An 18,426-nucleotide genomic window follows, 5' to 3' on the forward strand; every position below is an offset into this window, starting at 1 on the left:
TAAAATGGACATTAATCAATTAGTCAGAAAGAACGTACAAAAGTTGACTCCTTATCAATCAGCTAGGCGTATAGGTGGTAATGGTGATGTATGGCTAAATGCCAATGAATACCCTGTTGCACCCAATTTTCAGTTAACTGAGCAAAACTTAAACCGCTATCCTGAAGCACAACCCGAACAAGTGATTAATCGTTATGCGCAATATGCGGGTGTCACTCCAGAGCAAGTGATTGTTAGTCGGGGGGCCGATGAAGCAATAGAATTATTAATGCGAGCTTTTTGTGAACCTGAAACCGATACAGTGCTTTACTGCCCTCCAACTTATGGTATGTATCAAGTCAGTGCCGAAACACTAGGTATAAAAACCAAAACCGTACCAACTAAATCTAATTGGCAACTAGATTTAGACGGAATTAAACAAAATCTAGACAATGTTAAATTGATCTATGTATGTTCACCTAATAATCCAACGGGTAATTTGATAGACCAAGATGATATTAAAACTTTACTTAAACTAGCTGAAAATCGCGCTTTAGTGATTATTGATGAAGCTTATATTGAGTTTTCTCCAAATTCAACCGTTGTGAGCTGGCTTGCAAATTATCCTCACTTAGTTATTTTACGAACTTTATCGAAGGCTTTTGCACTAGCAGGACTACGTTGCGGCTTTACTTTAGCAAATAAACCAGTAATAGATGCTTTACAGAAAGTCATTGCACCTTATCCTTTAGCAACACCGGTTGCTGATATAGCAACCCAAGCATTAAGTAAAGATGGTATAAATACCATGAAGTTACATGTTATCAATCTCAATAATCAAAAAGAGAAATTAGCGAATCAACTTTCGGCTTTAGAAATCGTTGAAAAAGTTTATCTTAGCGAAGCTAATTATTTATGTGTTAAATTCCAAAGCAATAAAGAGGTATTTAGCAAATTATGGAATGAAGGCATTATTTTGCGTGATCAAAGCAAATCAATTGGCCAAGATGGTTTTATTCGAATCTCGATTGGTACACAAGCAGAATGTGAAGCAGTAATAACAGCACTCAAAGCGATATAATAGGAGCAAGTATGTTACAAAAATATTTATTTATCGACCGTGATGGAACATTAATAGTTGAACCCCCTATTGATTATCAAGTTGATAGTTTTGAAAAACTTGCATTTGAACCTAATGTGATCCCAGCACTACTAAAACTACAAGCTGCTGGTTACAAATTGGTTATGGTTACCAATCAAGATGGATTAGGAACCAGTAGTTATCCACAAGCTGATTTTGATGGACCGCATAATTTAATGATGCAAATATTCGAATCACAAGGTGTTAACTTTGAAGATGTACTGATCTGCCCTCATTTTCCTCAAGATAATTGTGAATGTCGTAAGCCGAAAATCACTTTAGTTCTACCTTATTTAACCAGTGGTAAGTTAGATAAACAAAATAGTTACGTAATCGGTGACAGGGTCACAGATATGCAACTTGCTGAAAATATGCAAATAAAAGGATTACACTATAATCCAAAATCACTTAATTGGAATGAAATAGCCCAACGTTTAACCACTGCAGATCGTTATGCAAAAGTCGAACGAAATACCAAAGAAACCAAAATTTTAGTTGAAGTTTGGTTAGATAGACAAGGTGGCAGTCAAATTAATACTGGCATTGGTTTTTTTGATCATATGCTTGACCAAATCGCCACTCATGGCGGTATCAAATTAAACATTCAAGTAGAAGGCGATTTACATATTGATGATCACCACACTATTGAAGATACAGGTCTTGCCTTAGGCGAAGCACTAAAAAAAGCACTTGGCGATAAACGAGGTATCACTCGTTATGCTTCTGTTATTCCAATGGATGAGTGTTTAGCAAAATGTGCAATGGATATTTCAGGTCGGCCTTACCTCAAGTTTTCAGCACAATTCAGTGATCCGAAAGTTGGCGATATGAGTACACAAATGGTTGAACATTTCTTCTATTCTCTAAGTTATACTATGGCAATTACCTTGCACATTGAAACGACCGGTGATAATGACCACCATCGTATCGAAAGCTTATTTAAAGCCTTTGCCAGAACACTCAAACAGGCGATTAAAATTGAAAGTGATAGATTACCTAGCTCGAAAGGAGTGTTATAGATGAAAATTGTCATTCTAGATACTGGCTGTGCTAATCTTTCCTCAGTCAAATATGCAATACAGAGATTAGGCTATAATCCAATTATCAGCCTTGATCCTGATACAGTACTCGAATCAGACAAACTGTTTTTACCAGGTGTCGGTTCAGCTTCTGCTGCAATGCAAAAATTAGAAGAACGTAATTTAATTGATCTTATCAAAGTCTGTACTCAACCAGTATTAGGTATCTGCCTCGGTATGCAACTTTTAGCTGATTATAGTAATGAAGGTCATGTCGATACCTTAGGTATTATTCACGAAAAAGTAGTACAAATTCCTGATTGTGGATTACCACTACCACATATGGGCTGGAATCAAGTCAATCCCAAAGCCGGACATCATCTATTTAGAGATATTCCTGATGGTGCTTACTTTTACTTTGTACATGGATACGCCTTACCATTATGCTCATCAACTATCGCAGAAACCAATTACGGCGAAAGCTTTACTGCTGCCGTACAAAAAGACAACTTTTACGGTGTGCAATTTCATCCAGAGCGTTCTGGCTTAGCCGGTGCAAAATTGCTCAAAAACTTTTTGGAGATGTAACTATGGCAGTTTATCCTATTATTATTCCCGCGCTTGATTTAATTGATGGTACTGTTGTGCGGTTACATCAAGGTGATTATGATCAAAAACGAGATTATGGTAATGACCCCTTAGCTCGTCTACAAGATTATCAAAAGCAAGGTGCGAAACTATTACATCTGGTTGATTTAACTGGCGCTAAAGATCCGCAAGCTCGACAAATCTCATTGATAAAATCCCTGATTAATGGTGTACAAGTTCCAGTACAAATTGGTGGTGGAATTCGGACAGAAGAAGATGTTAAAGCATTATTATCCGCAGGTGCAACTCGAGTAGTTATTGGTTCAACAGCTATTAAACAACCTGATTTAGTAAAAAAATGGTTTGATACTTATGGCCCTGAATCGTTGGTATTAGCCTTAGATGTTCGTATTGACCAACAAGGTAACAAAAACGTCGCTATCCATGGTTGGCAAGAGGATTCTAAACAGACATTGGAACAAGTTATTGATGATTATCTACCCTATGGCTTGAAACATGTACTATGTACAGATATTTCTAAAGATGGAACGCTAAGTGGCTCTAATGTAAAACTCTATCAAGAGATCAGCCAAAAATATCCACAAATTGCGTTTCAAGCTTCTGGTGGTATTGGTCAAATAGATGATGTTAAAGCATTAAAAGATAGTGGTGTTGCCGGTGTTATTGTCGGTAGAGCATTATTAGAAGGTAAATTTACAGTTCAGGAGGCGATTTCATGTTGGCAAAAAGGATAATACCTTGTTTGGATGTCCGTGATGGGCAAGTTGTAAAAGGAGTACAATTTCGTAATCATGAAATCATTGGTGATATTGTACCATTAGCCAAACGCTATGCCGAAGAAGGGGCCGACGAATTGGTATTCTATGATATTACAGCCTCATCCGACGGTCGAGTAGTTGACAAAAGTTGGGTGGCAAAAGTCGCTGAAGTAATAGATATCCCCTTTTGTGTCGCTGGCGGTATAAAAACGGTTGAAGATGCAGGACAAATTTTAACTTTTGGTGCTGATAAAATTTCAATCAACTCTCCTGCGTTAGCTAATCCGAGTTTAATTACTGAGTTAGCTGATTGTTATGGAGTACAATGTATCGTGGTAGGGATTGATACTTGGTATGATAAAGATTCCGATAGTTATCATGTTTATCAATTTACCGGCGATGAAAAGCGCACTGTGGCAACCAAATGGAATACACTTGATTGGGTGCAAGAAGTACAAAAACGAGGGGCAGGTGAAATAGTGCTAAACATGATGAATCAAGATGGTGTCCGTAATGGTTATGATCTAAAACAACTAAAAACAATTCGAGAAGTTTGTCATGTACCTCTGATTGCATCTGGTGGCGCTGGAACTATGGAGCACTTTTTGCAAGCTTTTCAAGAAGCCAATGTTGATGGTGCATTAGCCGCTTCCGTCTTTCACAAACAAATAATTAATATTGGCGAACTTAAACAATATTTAGCTCAACATGGAGTAGAAATCCGATTATGTTAACTCAACATTCCCAAATACAAATAGACACTAAACAACTTGATTGGCAAAAAGTTGATAATTTAATGCCGGTTATCATACAACACTATGTTTCTGGTGAAGTGCTTATGCTTGGCTATATGAATCAAGAAGCATTAACTCAGACACAAACTAGTGGCAAAGTAACCTTCTACTCTCGTACCAAACAACGCTTATGGACCAAAGGTGAAACATCAGGTAATTTTTTAAATGTGGTAAGTATCTCGACCGATTGTGATAATGATACCCTACTTATTTTAGTTAATCCAATTGGTCCTACTTGTCACACAGGAACAAATAGCTGTTTTAACAATAACCAAACTGAATGGGGATTTTTATACGATTTAGAACAATTACTTGGTGCTCGTAAAAATGCTGACCCTAAATCATCTTATACGGCAAAACTCTACCATGATGGTACGAAGCGTATTGCCCAAAAAGTGGGAGAAGAAGGTGTTGAAACTGCACTTGCAGCTACAGTACACGACAAAGAAGAGTTAAAAAATGAATCAGCCGATTTAATTTATCACTTATTGGTCTTACTACAAGATCAAAATCTCTCAATGCAAGATGTCATTGCTATTTTAAAAGCTAGACATAAATAACATTAGTCACCAAGCACAATCTGTTGTGCTTGGTCTTTAAAATTTATAAGCAAAAGATTTTCCTACTACCTAACAGGTAATTTAATCCCATTAAACATAGCCTGTACTGCTACATTATTTTCACATAAGATAAGTCTATCAACTGTTTGCCTATTTAAATGTGCCGAAAACTGATTAATAAAATCATACATATAATTGCGTAAAAATAGCGAACGAGCAAAGGCAATATAAGTGGTACTATATGGAAATATATGTCCAGCATTAAGTACCACAAAATCACTATCAGAGCTTTCATTAACCGCCATTTTAGCGACAATGCCAACGCCAACCCCTAACTTAACATAAGTTTTGATCAGTTCCGCATCAGTAGTACTAAAAACAATATTAGGAATTTGATTAGCTTTGATAAAAGCTTGATTCAAATCAGACCCATCATTAGAAAAATCATAACTGACTAAAGGATATTTAGACAATTCATCGATAGTAATTAAACTACTTTTAGCTAATGGATGATCTTTCATTACAATCACAGCTTGGTTCCAATGATAACAAGGTATGGCAATCATATCATCGCTAAGTTCAGATAAATCAGTTATGATAGCAAAATCAGCTTGGCCTGTTTGCGCTTGTAAAAGACATTGCGGAGATGATCCTTGCTCCATATGGAGTGTTATACTTGGATACTGTTGCATGAATTGCTGAATAACAATTGGTAAAGTATAACGAGCTTGAGTATAAGTTGTAGTAATGGTTAATGAGCCTTGATTAGGCTGACTAAATTCTTTAGCAATAATTTTAATATCTTGCGATTTAGTTAAAATCTCTCTAGCTAACGCAATAATCTTCTCACCAACGGGGGTAACTTCGGAAAGATGTTTACCGACACGAGTAAAAATTTGCACATTAAGTTCATCTTCCAACAATTTGATCTGTTTACTGATGCCTGGCTGAGAGGTATACAGTTTTTCAGAGGTAAGTGACACATTTAGATCGTTATTAACGACTTCAACAATATAACGCAGTTGTTGCAACTTCATGACAAAGGCTCCTTTAACTGTATACCTTTCCCTCTTTTTAAAACTATATAAAAAGTCAAAAAGAGGGAAATCGTAAGGTAATTCCTTTCACACTTTAGCACAAACAAAAAACAGCTTTTTATACTAAAACGATTCCTTAACCTGAGCGATTTTACATAAATCATCAGGTGTTCTTACCTATTTTTTACTATTAACCCATTTACCATCAACGTATTGCATTACCCAGCCAGTCGATTTGCCATTGACTTCCGAAGTAACGTACTGCTGTTTACTTTTACGACTAAATCGCACAATAGCTGGATTACCTTCTGGATCTTGACTCGGCGCTTGCGTTAAATAAATAAATTTTTCGGGTAGACGATCTTTAAAACGTTGTAGTTCTTCAATTAGTGGTGCACGAGTTTCTCTTGATTTTGGGAAATTATGTGCAGCTAAAAAGATACCTGAAGCACCATCTCGTAATACAAAATGTGCATCTGACTTAGTACATTTTAACTCAGGCAGATCAACAGGATCTTCTTTAGGTGGCGCTACATCACCATTTTTTAAGATTTTACGAGTATTTTTACAATCTTGATTGGTACATCCCATATAAAGTCCAAAACGTCCTGATTTAAGATGCATTTCTGATCCACATTTTTCACATTCAATAATTGGACCTTCATAGCTTTTTACCTTAAATGTGCCTTTTTCAACCAACGAACCATCACAGATTGGATTATTACCACAAATATGTAATTTACGCTCATTATCGAGCAAATAACTGTCCATAGCCGTATGGCACTTAGGACAACGTTTAAGTGCTCTTAGTGCGTCAGTTTCGGCTGTCTCTGCCTCTTCCAAAATATTTAATGTTTCATATTCGGGAATTAAATTAATTGTTTGCTTACAACGCTCTTTAGGAGGTAACGCATAACCAGAACACGCTAAAAATACACCGGTACCCGCAGTTTTAATGCCCATTTCACGACCACAATTAGGGCATTTAATTTCTGGTGTTAAAACTAGTGGATTAAGTTGCATACCTCCACGATCAGGATCTTGTTCTGCAATGGTTAAGTGTTGGCTGAAATCATCAAAAAATTGATCTAAAACTTCACGCCATTCTTGCTTTTTATTGGCAATTTCATCAAGTGCATGCTCCATGCGAGCTGTAAAATCGTAACTCATTAAGTCATTGAAATTTTCACTTAAGCGATCTGTAACAATTTCGCCAATTTTTTCCGCATAAAAACGACGATTATCTAATCGTACATAACCACGATCTTGAATAGTTGATATAATCGTTGCATAAGTAGAAGGACGACCAATCTCTCGTTTTTCAAGTTCCTTAACTAATGAAGCTTCGTTGTAACGAGCGGGAGGCTTAGTAAAGTGTTGATTAGGATCTAAGCCTATTAATTCCAACATATCTTGCATAGATACTGCTGGCAACATCTTATCTTCATTATTTTTAGTTAATTGTGGTTGCACTTTTGTCCAACCATCGAAACGCAAGGTTCGACCTTTAGCTTTTAAGGTAAAATCACCCGCTTTAACTGTAATAGTTGTTGAGTTGTATTCGGCTGATGTCATTTGGCAAGCCACAAATTGACGCCAAATTAATTGATATAATTTAGCTGCATCAGCCTCAACATCGCCAAGACTATCCGCTAGAATATTCACGTCTGATGGACGAATTGCCTCATGCGCCTCTTGCGAATTTTTCTTACTGCTATAAACGTTAGCTGATTTAGGCAAATACTTCTCACCGAAGTTTTGTCCAATGTAGTCCCGAACCATGGTTAACGCATCCTGACTCAAATTAGTAGAGTCGGTACGCATATAAGTAATATAACCAGCTTCATATAGGCGTTGTGCTAACATCATCGTCTTTTTAACACCAAAACCTAAACGGGTACTTGCCGCTTGTTGCAAAGTTGAAGTAATAAACGGCGCTGTTGGATTACTTTTAGTCGGTTTTTCTTCAATATTAGTGACTTGATATTGGCTTTTATTTAATTCATCCAAAGCAATATCAATAGCAACGCGATCTTTAGGTTCAAACGCATCATTTTTATAATGCGTTACTTGCATTGTTAATTGTTCTTGATGAGCAGTTTTTAAATCAGCATAAAGATCCCAATACTCTTCAGGAATAAATGCATGAATTTCTCGCTCACGTTCAACCACTAAGCGTACCGCAACTGATTGAACACGACCTGCTGATAAGCCACGAGCGACTTTTTTCCAAAGTAGTGGTGATAGCATAAAGCCAACCACACGATCCATAAATCGTCTTGCTTGTTGAGCGTTAACCCGATCCATATCCAACATGGCTGGATGATTAAAAGCATTTTTAATCGCCGTTTTGGTTATCTCGTTAAATACGACTCGACGATACTTATTATCATCACCACCAATAACGTCTTTTAGATGCCAAGCGATAGCTTCCCCTTCTCTATCCAAGTCGGTTGCGAGATAAATCATATCGGCATCTTTGGCTAACTTTTTAAGTTCGGCAACCACTCGTTCTTTGCCAGGTAAAATTTCATAATGCGCTTGCCAGCCATTGTAAGGATCAACGCTCATACGATCGACTAACACTTGTTTTTCCGATCGTTTAACTTTTTTCTCGGCTTTATCTTTACTTGTTTTTTCAGTGCGTTGACTACTACCACTCACTGGAAGATCGCGAATATGTCCGACACTTGATTTAACTACGAAATCTTTGCCAAGATATTTATTAATCGTTTTTGCTTTGGCTGGTGATTCCACAATAACAAGGGATTTTCCCATAATTAAACCTATTTATCCTGTAGTTTAAGTTATTTACCGTCTATATTGACATCAAGTAATGACAGTAAATCATCTTTAATTGTCGATACTTTACTAGCATATTGCTCTTTTTGCTCTGCATCTTCAATTAATTGTGTAATTGTTTGTGACAGCGTACATCCTCGGCGCTTAGCTAAATTAGCCAATCGTTGCCAGACTAGAAATTCCAAATCAATAGACTTTTTACGTGTATTTTGCTGTTCGGCATTAAAATGTCGTTTTCGTCGTGCTCGAATGGTTTGCTTCATACGATTATCTAAATCTGGATTTAGATGCTGCTTAATCCAATCAATAACCGCAGTCGGTCTGTGTTCCAATAACAATAATTCATTTACGGCTTGTTGAGCAGCACTCTTTTCAATATAACGAGTGATAAGCTCCCCTTCCAAATGCCTTTTTACTAAATAGTGCCACTTCCAACCGCATTCAAGGTTTTCTAACTGCTGGTATTTCATCGGTTCACCTTGTGACGCTGTAACTAAATATGTTAGTTGTAACATAATCTTGACACACAATAAAGAAAATTATTGCATTTGACAAATTTTTTATAAATCTGCTATCGTTCACCCTTAATTTCAGATCTTTTTTAAGGAATCAAAAATAATGGCAAAAGCCGATGTTATTTATATTAATGGTTACATCTATACTGCTGACCAACACGATACGGTTTGTGAAGCGATTGCAATTCAAAATGGCTATATTATTGCAATCGGCTACACGCAAGAGATAAATAACAGTCAATATGTTGATAATTCCACGATAATCTATGACCTACAAGGTAAAACTATGATGCCAGGGATTATTGATGCCCATTTACATACCTTTTGGGGCGGCATGCAATTATCCTCATGTAATCTAAATTACCAGAGTTTAACTGTAGATGATACTTTAGCCATTATTCAACAATATTTAGACAATGATTCCGTTCACAATAGTAGTAGTTGGTTACAAGTTCGAGGTTGGTTGCGCCAAGAAGTTTTACCAATTGGTACAGATATTACTCGATTCGATTTAGATAAACTTAATACTCAGCGTCCTATCATTCTATTTTCAAATGACTGTCATACGCTAGTTGCCAACAGCATTGCATTAGAAAAATTTGGCCTTGATCGTAATACACCTGAACCATCTGATGGCAAAATTGGGCGTACTCAGGATGGTGATTTAAACGGTATATTAGAAGATGCTCCTGCAATGCGTGCATTTGACAGTATTTCCAAACTTACCGACGAACAAGCAGTAAACATTGCTAAATTATCACAAGAAGAATTAAATAAGCAAGGTGTAACAGCGGTAATGGATGCGCGGATAACAGAAACCCAAGCTGATGCATTTCTAAAATTACAACAACAAGACCAACTGTCGATCCGATTATTTGGAGCCCGAGAATTACCACCTGATGATGTTGGTAGTATAGAAGATATTCCGGCAGTTATTGATCGCGTTAAACAATTTGCTGAGCATTATAATGACAAAAACTGGCAACCAAAACCAGGAATTAAAGTATCTCATACCAAATTATTTGTCGATGGTGTAATGCAAGCTCCATTAATGACAGCTCGTTTATTACAACCTTATCAATTAGAAAATGAAAAAGATCGCTATGGTGACCTCTATTATTCGATAGAAATGCTTGATGCATTAATTTTAGAATCATCACGGGCAGGCTTTCATCCACACATGCACACCGTTGGCGAAGGAGCCATTGAAGTGGTGCTTAATGCGATTGAAAAAATGCGTAAAGCACTACCCAATGCAGATATTAGACCAAGCACAGCTCATAATGAACTTAGTGCGATGCATCAATTTGACCGTTATAAACAATTAAATGCAAATGTTGTTTTTTCATTCCAGTGGGCCGGCTGTAGTTCTGCAATGATTGAACAGTATAAAACATTATTTGGTGCTGAACGTTATAATGGTTTAGAAGCACACGGTCAATATATTGATGCTGGGGTAACTTGTGCTTTTGGTAGTGATTGGCCAATTGATCCGCTTAATGAATGGTATGATTTCCAAATAGCTATGACTAGACAGATTGATGCTGAACATCCACGTTTAAACAGTGATCGCAATTTAACAGCACTTGAAGTACTACGCTGTGCGACCATCAGTGCTGCTTATGTTTTAAAACAAGAAGACTATATCGGATCTATTGAGAAAGGTAAGTTTGCTGATGTAATTATTTTAGATCGTAATCCATTTACCATTCCGGCAACAGATATACAAAACGTCAAAGTATTAACCACAATTGTAGGCGGCAAAACAGTTTACCAACAAGCATAATTGAACTAACCTATTGTTTTAAAAAAATATAACACCCTGCCATTGTCAGGGTGTTTTTTTATAACTAATCAACATCAAACCTGTGCAACAATCGATTGGAAAATACATTTTTCAAACAACAATAAAGCCATCAAATAGCCAATTAAATTATTCAACTTTAGTATTTATTGAACACAATTAACAAGCTGACTTATTTTTTTTATCAAAAAAAGCTCACAAATTACGCGGACTTATGATCTTTACTAAAAATTAGCTTGCATAATTATAATAATGTGGGAGAATTCCCTGCCGCTTTAAGCGGGTAAAAAGGCAAAACTATACTTAGTAGTTTTTTATTGTTTTTTGGGACAGAGGAGCAAATTAAATCATGTCCGCAATAAAAATGAAACGAGTTTTAACCACACCTGCATTGATTGCATTTGGTTTAGCTTATATGGTTCCTTTAGGGATCTTTACCACTTATGGGGAAGTTACCGTTGTCAGTAATGGACACTTACCTGTAGCCTATATCATCACCCTTGCCATGATCTTTTTCACAGCATTAAGTTATTGCCGAATGGCAAATAAACTACCTATTGCTGGTTCGGCTTATACCTATGTACAACGAACTTTTGGTGGAAAAGCAGGTTTCTTAGTTGGTTGGGCACAAATTCTTGATTACCTATTTTTACCAATATTAAATTACTTGGTTTTAGGGATCTATCTACATGAACTATATGATAGTATTCCAGCTTATGTATATGTATTGGCATCAATTGTAGGTGTAAGTGTATTAAATTACCTTGGAATCAAGTTAATTAATTGGGCCAATATTACTTTGAATTTCTTTCAAGCATTATTCATCGTATTGTTTATTATTTTGACATTGACAAATGTTCATTTGACACCTGAAACAATGTTAAAACCAATATCCGTCACAACCGATGATTTTAGTGGTTTATTTTCTGGAGCTGCCATATTATGTCTTGCCTTCTTAGGTTTTGATGCTATAGCAACACTAGCAGAAGAATCCAATGATGCGAAAAAAACCTTACCAAGAGCGATTATCGGCACCGTATTGATTGCAGGTTGTATATTTTTAGTTGTCTCATATTGTGCACATTTAGCTTACCCACAATGGACAGATTTTGTTGATAATAAAGATACTGCCAGTTTAGATGTAATGCGTAAAGTTGATAGCATAAGTCATCTAACCAGTATACTTGGCAAATACGGTAATGATTTTATGTATAATTTCTTCCAAACCGCTTATTTGACAGGTGTATTTGCCTCTACAATGACCGCACAAACTAGTGTGTCACGAATCTTTTATGCAATGGGGCGTGAAGGTGTGTTACCAAAACAGATCTTCTATAAAATTCATCCTCGTTTTCGAACACCTTATTTATCAATTATTTTTGTTTCCTGTTTTTCACTACTCTCTTTGGTACTTGATTTAAGTTTAGTCGTTTCAATGATCAGTTTTGGCGCCTTAGTAGCCTTTACCTTCGTTAACCTATGCGTAATCAAAAGCTACCTAAGTGGTACGGAAAAAACAGTACCAATGCTTTTAAAATATGGATTAATGCCAGCAATTGGCGTATCACTTTCGTTATGGCTATGGACCAGTCTTGAAACGACAGCGATGACGGTAGGTTTAATTTGGTTAGTAATTGGATTTTGTTATTTGCTTTATTTAACTCGATGTTTTACCAAATCATTGCCTTCTATTGATCATACAGAATTGGATTCAATCATCAAAGATTAGTAATCTATTAGGTCTACTTAAAAGTATTTAGTTGATGCCCTTTTAAAACAATTCCGTCGACCAAGGTCGACGGAATTTTCATTTCTCAGTAAATAAAATAAACTAAGTTAAAATCGCTTAAAATTATTCACCAAAACCTGTAGCAAATAATTCACGGATTTCATCCATTGCTGCTTGTTCATCTTCACCATCACAGATGATTTCAACAGTTGAACCACCTTTAACGCCAGCACCAAGTAAACCCATCATGCTTTTTAATTTAATGGCTTTGTCGTTATAAACAAGTTCAATTGATGATTTATAACGGCCAGCTAATTTAACAAGCGTTGTTACTGGGCGTGCATGTAAACCAGTTGAATTTTTTACTACCATTTGCTCTTTTAACATATTATAGTCCTTACATATATCTAACGTTAATACAATGCATGTATTTATATCATAAATTAACTTTTTTTGCTCTTTTTTAGCATCAATTTTTGAAATTATTTGATTATCTGATAGTTTTGCTAATATTTTTCATCACATTAAAAGCTATACTACCCAAAAATATCTTACGATATGAAAAAATATCGGCGCAGCAAAGCAAATAGAATCAAAACGATCAAGTATTCCACCGTGACCACCTATTAGTTTACCCCAATCTTTTACGCCACGATCGCGTTTAATAGCAGACATAACCAGACCACCCATAAATCCTAACAAAGTGATCATTAAAGAAATAAGTCCTGATTGTATAAAAGTAAACGGAGTGATCCAACACATACAGGCACCAATAAAACTAGCAGATAAAACACCACCAATAAAGCCTTCAATCGTCTTTGATGGTGATACGTTTGGGCTAATTTTATGTTTACCAAACAATTTGCCAAATACGTACTGCAACACATCAGATAACTGAACGATTAATACTAAATAAGCAATGAGTAATAGATTACGGCCTTGGTAATTTTCGATATCTAATACTAATAATGCTGGCACACACGAGATACTATATACCGTAATCATTAATCCCCATTGTACATCGGCTATTCTCGCCAAAAAATTAGCGGTTGAACCAGTTATTGTGGCAAATATCGCCAGAAACAAGAAAGCATAAACAGGAATAAAGATACTAAATAAACCATACCATGCTAAGGCGACCAAAATATATTGCATGGGTAAAGCAACTGCAAAAGCAAATATTAGGGCAAAATAATCAGAGTGGTTGATAGGCGTTAAAATAAGAAACTCTCGCAATGCTAAAGCTGAAATAACAAAAAACAAAAAAATTACTGCCAGTTGTCCAAACCAAAATGCTAAACCAATAATGGCAACCATTACCCACCACGCATTGATGCGAGTATTTAAATTATCGATAACACTATTAGGCGATGTAAGACGATATTTTAACAATTGACCAATAATTGTTGCCACTAATAAAAACAAGCCGATGCCCAAAAATAATAATAGTGTATCATATTGGAAATGGGACATTTCAGCGCTCCTTATATTGCTGTGGTGGTAATCTATTAACTTGTGATAATAGCATTAATCATTATAAAAACGATTAAACAATTTTGTAATAAAAATAGTACTACCTGCCTTTTAAACAGTGATAAAATCCCTTTTTGCCGTTCAGACAGCGTTCTTGATGATTGATGAGGTTTGATTAGTTGCAAATTGGCTAATGCTATGTCCATAGCTAGCAGCTCTTCAGGTAAATGATCAACATGCTCAGATAAATATTCAAACAATTTTCTATCAAAATCTATCCTTATTGCATAATACTTACTCATTAAACCTAGAATAAAAATGATTAGACAACTGATAGTTAATGATGTTAGAGAAATATGAATCAAAGCGACAATAGCAGCTAATATGGTTAATAGTATCGAAAAAAGATCAATATGTTTACTTATCGATAAAAAACAACAAAACGTTACTATATCTATTTTAGTTACACTATTTTGCGACCTATTATTACTACTCAACATATCGCTATCTCATCTTTAAAGTTAACCAACCAATTGGATAAAATCAGTTGTTGCTGGCTAGAAATTACAATTGAATTCCGCTGTTCTTTTACTATTCCTATCGCCTGTTGCAGAGTATTAGCTCTTTTAGTCCACAATAACCATGCAATAACTGCAGTTGCACTTCTCGAATAACCTAAAGCACAACAGACTAATAGTTTACCCTGCTGTCGATAATATTCGATAGCTTGTGCAGCCTGCTGACACTCTTGTTGTGATAAGGGGGTCATATCTAAAACAGGAATAAGCTTATAGTTACCGTTAAAAAATCCAATTGGCAACTCGGCACAAAGATCGACAACCGATATAAAATGATTTTGATTTAGCGTTTTTGAGGATGGAATGCGACCTAAATAAACTTCATCAATAATCAAATCATCAGTTGGATGTTTAATTGTCCATAACCTTGAATTGAGCCACATAATAGCAAAAAATGGCAAATAGAGCAGATAAACGGCTAACTTAAAATGACCATTTTGCTGTTTTTGCAAACCGGAGGTGCCAAACAACAAATAATTAGTTGCAATCAATAACCAGGCACCAGCCAACCATAACAACCAGAGTGCCCAGCCAGAAAAGTAAATAGCTATAGTGAGTGACAGTAGGAATAAACAAAAATAGATCATCGCCCAAATATAGTTTTTAGTTAATGGTCGATGTTTTAATGGCGTCGTCATATTATCGGGCCATAACCAAATAGAAAAACACCCTACCCATAATCCAGTTGGAATATCGAAAAAATGATGTTGCCAAGTCGTTAAAACCGAAAGTGCAATTAAAAAACACCAAGCATGTAATATATAACGTCCAATCCCCCGAAAATATTGAGCAAAAAATTGCCATAAAATAACTAATAATGTGATGTGTAATGAAGGAGCTTGATTAAACGGTTTATCGAATCCCATTAAAATATCAAACATCAAGCCCAAAAATCCATCCAAAGCTGGGCGTTCAAAATAGAACTTAAGCGGGAAAATTAGAAAACAGGTGATACAAATCACTTGTGCCGTTAACAGCCTTAAACCAAGATTTTTAAGTGATTGCCAAGAAGATGTTAAAAGAATAGCTAAACCATACATCAGATCGATAGACCAATAAGGAATTATCGTCCATGACCAAAGTGGAATAGAATATTCCCAACTAAAAAATAGACTTGTTACATCCTCACGTTGAGATGATAGCCAGTTGGCAAAATTATAGCTAGCAAAAAAGAATACTGATAAACCGGCTAACCATACACATTTATAGACATTAAGTAGGCTAAAGAGTTTTAACATAATCAATGCGAAGTTCGTTGTGCCAGTGATACGGTAAAAATCCCCCACTGGTCTACTAACATGGTCACTTTACTAAAACCTGCTTCGGCAACTAACTGATCCATCTCGATCTGTGTTCGGCGTCGCATGATCCATGGTTGCCCTTCTCGATGTGAAGTTAACGCTCTAGCAATAAACTCTAATTGAGGATGCCAAGGTTGATTGGTATAAAGTAAATACCCACCTTGTGGAATTGCATCAGCCAAGCCAGATAAAGATTGCTGTAACAGTTGATTATCACCAAATAATTCATACAATCCTGATACCACAGCTAAATTAGGCTGCGGAGATAATTGTGCGAGTTGCTCACGGTTAAATGCATCGCCTTTTTCAAAACGAACGATGTCGCTTAAACCTTGTTGCTCAATTAGTGCTTGTCCATCACGGATATTGATATCACTATAATCGCGCAACAAAACCGAATTAGGTTTATTAGCGATTTGATTAATGGTTTCTAAAATATATCGACCATGCCCTGCGGCTATATCAACAATATTTACTTCAGTAGATTGTTGTTGTAACAGTTCAATAGCTTGCTTTAAGAGCAGTTCAAGATGAATTTTTCGTTGTCGAATCCCTCGCCAACCAATAGATTGTAAATAGAGATAATCAAAAAATTGCCCCAATTTTGAAGTGCCGGATGGTTCATTTCGATAAACATAATCAAGTGTACTACCGGAATCAAAACCTGTTTCAAATCCTAGTTTAATTCCATCCGACATATTACTAGCATATTTCAAGGTCGCTTTGACTAACTTCCAATACCATGGTTTAAGCCAACCCGAAGGTGGTAAAGCTAACTTATCGGTTTCGGATCGAGTATAACCTACCCGATCGGCATTAGTTAACTTTGGAGCATTGGGTTGATTAGCAAAACAACCTTGAATAAATCGCCTTGCTCTATCAATTGCCATATAACGATCTTTTTCACCAAAGGTATCATGATAAAATTTTGGTAGGATATGAAACTCTTTTTGATTGGTTCCTAAATTATCATAAAACGCCTGTTGTGGTTTTCGTCGCACCACAAAATCACAACCAGAAACTAATAACTGTGTAGGAACAGTGATCGCGTTGGCATCCTTAACAATTCGATCCGCTACCGCATACAAATCAAGCAGTAATCTAACCGAAATGGGTTTAGTAATTAAAGGATCTTTATTAAAAGAATCTGCTCGACTATCATCATGAGTTAGTAAATTCGGTTTGACATAACTATTTACAAAGAAATTGCCTTTCAAGTTATATAATAACTTAAGTCCAGGTACCGCTAATGGCACATATAATTTAACGCTAAAAGCTGGAGCACCTAAAACTAAAGCGCGAATATTCGGTACATAATCATGCACCCAACCAGCAGCAATTACTGCACCAACACTTTGTGCAATAATAGCAATATCTTGCATTTCAATCGCATATTCTTTAATGATATGCTGTATAAAACAGTTGGCATCTTTTATCAGAGTGGCAAAATTTACCGCATCACCACGTTGACCATCAGATTGGCCATTTCCTCGCGCATCCCAAGCAAAAATATGGAAATCAGGTAATTCCAGCTCTTCAGCTAAATGAGCAATTCGTCCAGAATGTTCATGCCCACGATGAAAAAGTACAATTGCTTTTGAAGGCGTTTTAGTATCACTATCGACTGCAGGCCAATAACGATAAAATAATTGACAGTCATCATGACTAATAAATGTGTTTTGCTGCTGTTCACGCATTCCTTATTCCTTATTATTTTTCGCTTCTTGCAATCCTTTTTTCACTCTATTAATCACAGTAATTAATAACAAAAAGGTGATAAACCACAATAGAACATTTAGCCATTCAAGAGGCAATAAATAGGTTGCAATTCCTAAACTAATTAGGCTGAAAGCTAAAGCTCGATCGCTTTTCCCCATAGGTCCATCATAACGTCGAGAGCTACCAATCATCACACCTAGTACGCCTGCGTATTCGGTTAGAAATGATAACAAGATTACTAATATCATTAAATTGGTATTAACTTGATTTATTTGAGTAAAGATTAACAGCAGAGCACAATCGGAAATCACATCACAAATCTCATTTAAATAGGCTCCTAAATTGGATTTCTGACGATATTCTCTGGCTAACATACCATCAATAGCATTAAGAGCCATCCGGATAAACATCCATACGGGTATTAACAAAAACAGCCATTGATGATCGGCAAAAAAGCCAACTAATAAAGCAATCAATATCGATCCAGCACAAGCAGCTAACGTGACTTGATTGGCGGTTATTCGTGAATAATAAAGCGAATTAACATAAGGACGAAGCAATGTTTGAAAGCGAGATTTTAATTGATAAATAGAAAACACAGATCGATC

At 36.1% G+C, this 18,426-nt stretch carries 17 protein-coding genes; 8 read left to right on the forward strand and 9 right to left on the reverse strand.

Annotated features, from left to right (window positions below; translation table 11 throughout):
- Positions 1-4 precede the first annotated feature (4 nt).
- From hisC to hisIE, 6 genes are read left to right on the forward strand one after another with little or no spacing between them, the layout of a single operon-like run.
- Positions 5-1,060 carry a histidinol-phosphate transaminase gene (gene hisC / locus H3T54_RS00320; RefSeq protein ID WP_232351477.1) on the forward strand — a complete coding sequence of 352 codons (1,056 nt, stop codon included), beginning with the start codon at positions 5-7 and terminating at the stop codon, positions 1,058-1,060.
- Between the two features lie 11 nt (positions 1,061-1,071).
- Positions 1,072-2,139: a bifunctional histidinol-phosphatase/imidazoleglycerol-phosphate dehydratase HisB gene (gene hisB / locus H3T54_RS00325; RefSeq protein ID WP_198220338.1), complete on the forward strand. Its 1,068-nt coding sequence runs from the start codon at positions 1,072-1,074 to the stop codon at positions 2,137-2,139.
- On the forward strand, positions 2,140-2,727 hold the full coding sequence (gene hisH / locus H3T54_RS00330; RefSeq protein WP_198220339.1) for an imidazole glycerol phosphate synthase subunit HisH: 588 nt from the start codon (positions 2,140-2,142) through the stop codon (positions 2,725-2,727).
- Positions 2,728-2,744: 17 nt separating this feature from the next.
- A complete protein-coding gene (gene hisA, locus H3T54_RS00335) occupies positions 2,745-3,482 on the forward strand; it encodes a 1-(5-phosphoribosyl)-5-[(5-phosphoribosylamino)methylideneamino]imidazole-4-carboxamide isomerase (protein WP_065613474.1) in 738 nt (245 codons plus the stop codon).
- Complete coding sequence (gene hisF, locus H3T54_RS00340; protein WP_065613040.1) at positions 3,464-4,240, forward strand: imidazole glycerol phosphate synthase subunit HisF; 777 nt, start codon at positions 3,464-3,466, stop codon at positions 4,238-4,240. The genes hisA and hisF overlap by 19 nt, the downstream gene beginning before the upstream one ends.
- A gap of 20 nt (positions 4,241-4,260) precedes the next feature.
- The gene (gene hisIE / locus H3T54_RS00345) at positions 4,261-4,860 is read left to right on the forward strand and encodes a bifunctional phosphoribosyl-AMP cyclohydrolase/phosphoribosyl-ATP diphosphatase HisIE (protein WP_086320729.1); all 600 of its coding nucleotides are present in this window, start codon (positions 4,261-4,263) and stop codon (positions 4,858-4,860) included.
- 65 nt (positions 4,861-4,925) lie between these two features.
- On the opposite strand, the gene cysB is transcribed toward hisIE, so the two are convergent.
- The 3 genes from cysB to matP all read right to left on the reverse strand — a co-directional run bounded on the left by cysB (position 4,926) and on the right by matP (position 9,169).
- Entirely contained in the window at positions 4,926-5,897 is a 972-nt protein-coding gene (gene cysB / locus H3T54_RS00350) for an HTH-type transcriptional regulator CysB (RefSeq protein ID WP_198220340.1), read from the reverse strand.
- 177 nt (positions 5,898-6,074) lie between these two features.
- The gene (gene topA / locus H3T54_RS00355) at positions 6,075-8,675 is read right to left on the reverse strand and encodes a type I DNA topoisomerase (protein ID WP_198220341.1); all 2,601 of its coding nucleotides are present in this window, start codon (positions 8,673-8,675) and stop codon (positions 6,075-6,077) included.
- 29 nt (positions 8,676-8,704) lie between these two features.
- Positions 8,705-9,169, reverse strand: a complete 465-nt coding sequence (matP, locus tag H3T54_RS00360) for a macrodomain Ter protein MatP (RefSeq protein WP_110448052.1) — start codon at positions 9,167-9,169, stop codon at positions 8,705-8,707.
- A gap of 148 nt (positions 9,170-9,317) precedes the next feature.
- Between matP and H3T54_RS00365 the strand changes: the two genes are divergently transcribed.
- Together H3T54_RS00365 and H3T54_RS00370 are read left to right on the forward strand one after the other, a co-directional pair.
- Positions 9,318-11,000, forward strand: coding sequence for an amidohydrolase (locus H3T54_RS00365; protein ID WP_198220342.1), 1,683 nt, complete (start codon positions 9,318-9,320; stop codon positions 10,998-11,000).
- A 367-nt stretch (positions 11,001-11,367) separates the two neighbouring features.
- Positions 11,368-12,747 (forward strand): APC family permease, encoded by a 1,380-nt coding sequence (locus tag H3T54_RS00370; RefSeq protein WP_198220343.1) that lies wholly within the window; start codon positions 11,368-11,370, stop codon positions 12,745-12,747.
- A gap of 123 nt (positions 12,748-12,870) precedes the next feature.
- Here H3T54_RS00370 and H3T54_RS00375 read toward each other — a convergent pair whose 3' ends face one another.
- The 6 genes from H3T54_RS00375 to H3T54_RS00400 form a co-directional block, all read right to left on the reverse strand.
- Positions 12,871-13,134 (reverse strand): HPr family phosphocarrier protein, encoded by a 264-nt coding sequence (locus H3T54_RS00375; protein WP_034913021.1) that lies wholly within the window; start codon positions 13,132-13,134, stop codon positions 12,871-12,873.
- Between the two features lie 144 nt (positions 13,135-13,278).
- The gene (locus tag H3T54_RS00380; RefSeq protein WP_198220344.1) at positions 13,279-14,220 is read right to left on the reverse strand and encodes a phosphatidate cytidylyltransferase; all 942 of its coding nucleotides are present in this window, start codon (positions 14,218-14,220) and stop codon (positions 13,279-13,281) included.
- A 35-nt stretch (positions 14,221-14,255) separates the two neighbouring features.
- Positions 14,256-14,720, reverse strand: a complete 465-nt coding sequence (locus tag H3T54_RS00385) for a hypothetical protein (protein WP_110447754.1) — start codon at positions 14,718-14,720, stop codon at positions 14,256-14,258.
- Positions 14,714-16,036 (reverse strand): phosphatase PAP2/dual specificity phosphatase family protein, encoded by a 1,323-nt coding sequence (locus H3T54_RS00390; RefSeq protein WP_198220345.1) that lies wholly within the window; start codon positions 16,034-16,036, stop codon positions 14,714-14,716. Before H3T54_RS00390 ends, H3T54_RS00385 begins: the two co-directional genes overlap by 7 nt.
- A gap of 2 nt (positions 16,037-16,038) precedes the next feature.
- Positions 16,039-17,796 carry a bifunctional alpha/beta hydrolase/class I SAM-dependent methyltransferase gene (locus tag H3T54_RS00395; RefSeq protein ID WP_198220346.1) on the reverse strand — a complete coding sequence of 586 codons (1,758 nt, stop codon included), beginning with the start codon at positions 17,794-17,796 and terminating at the stop codon, positions 16,039-16,041.
- Positions 17,797-17,799: 3 nt separating this feature from the next.
- Positions 17,800-18,417, reverse strand: coding sequence for a CDP-alcohol phosphatidyltransferase family protein (locus H3T54_RS00400; protein ID WP_198200052.1), 618 nt, complete (start codon positions 18,415-18,417; stop codon positions 17,800-17,802).
- Positions 18,418-18,426: the final 9 nt, after the last annotated feature.

The sequence above is a fragment of the Gilliamella sp. B14384G10 genome, assembly GCF_016101685.1.
GTDB lineage: Bacteria > Pseudomonadota > Gammaproteobacteria > Enterobacterales > Orbaceae > Gilliamella > Gilliamella apis_A.

Bases quoted from the DNA above. Each gene is read 5' to 3' on its own strand.
- hisC (WP_232351477.1), top strand. From the start codon at position 5: ATGGACATTAATCAATTAGTCAGAAAGAACGTACAAAAGTTGACTCCT.
- hisB (WP_198220338.1), top strand. From the start codon at position 1,072: ATGTTACAAAAATATTTATTTATCGACCGTGATGGAACATTAATAGTT.
- hisH (WP_198220339.1), top strand. From the start codon at position 2,140: ATGAAAATTGTCATTCTAGATACTGGCTGTGCTAATCTTTCCTCAGTC.
- hisF (WP_065613040.1), top strand. From the start codon at position 3,464: ATGTTGGCAAAAAGGATAATACCTTGTTTGGATGTCCGTGATGGGCAA.
- cysB (WP_198220340.1), bottom strand. From the start codon at position 5,897: ATGAAGTTGCAACAACTGCGTTATATTGTTGAAGTCGTTAATAACGAT.
- topA (WP_198220341.1), bottom strand. From the start codon at position 8,675: ATGGGAAAATCCCTTGTTATTGTGGAATCACCAGCCAAAGCAAAAACG.
- matP (WP_110448052.1), bottom strand. From the start codon at position 9,169: ATGAAATACCAGCAGTTAGAAAACCTTGAATGCGGTTGGAAGTGGCAC.
- H3T54_RS00365 (WP_198220342.1), top strand. From the start codon at position 9,318: ATGGCAAAAGCCGATGTTATTTATATTAATGGTTACATCTATACTGCT.
- H3T54_RS00370 (WP_198220343.1), top strand. From the start codon at position 11,368: ATGTCCGCAATAAAAATGAAACGAGTTTTAACCACACCTGCATTGATT.
- H3T54_RS00375 (WP_034913021.1), bottom strand. From the start codon at position 13,134: ATGTTAAAAGAGCAAATGGTAGTAAAAAATTCAACTGGTTTACATGCA.
- H3T54_RS00380 (WP_198220344.1), bottom strand. From the start codon at position 14,220: ATGTCCCATTTCCAATATGATACACTATTATTATTTTTGGGCATCGGC.
- H3T54_RS00385 (WP_110447754.1), bottom strand. From the start codon at position 14,720: ATGTTGAGTAGTAATAATAGGTCGCAAAATAGTGTAACTAAAATAGAT.
- H3T54_RS00390 (WP_198220345.1), bottom strand. From the start codon at position 16,036: ATGTTAAAACTCTTTAGCCTACTTAATGTCTATAAATGTGTATGGTTA.
- H3T54_RS00395 (WP_198220346.1), bottom strand. From the start codon at position 17,796: ATGCGTGAACAGCAGCAAAACACATTTATTAGTCATGATGACTGTCAA.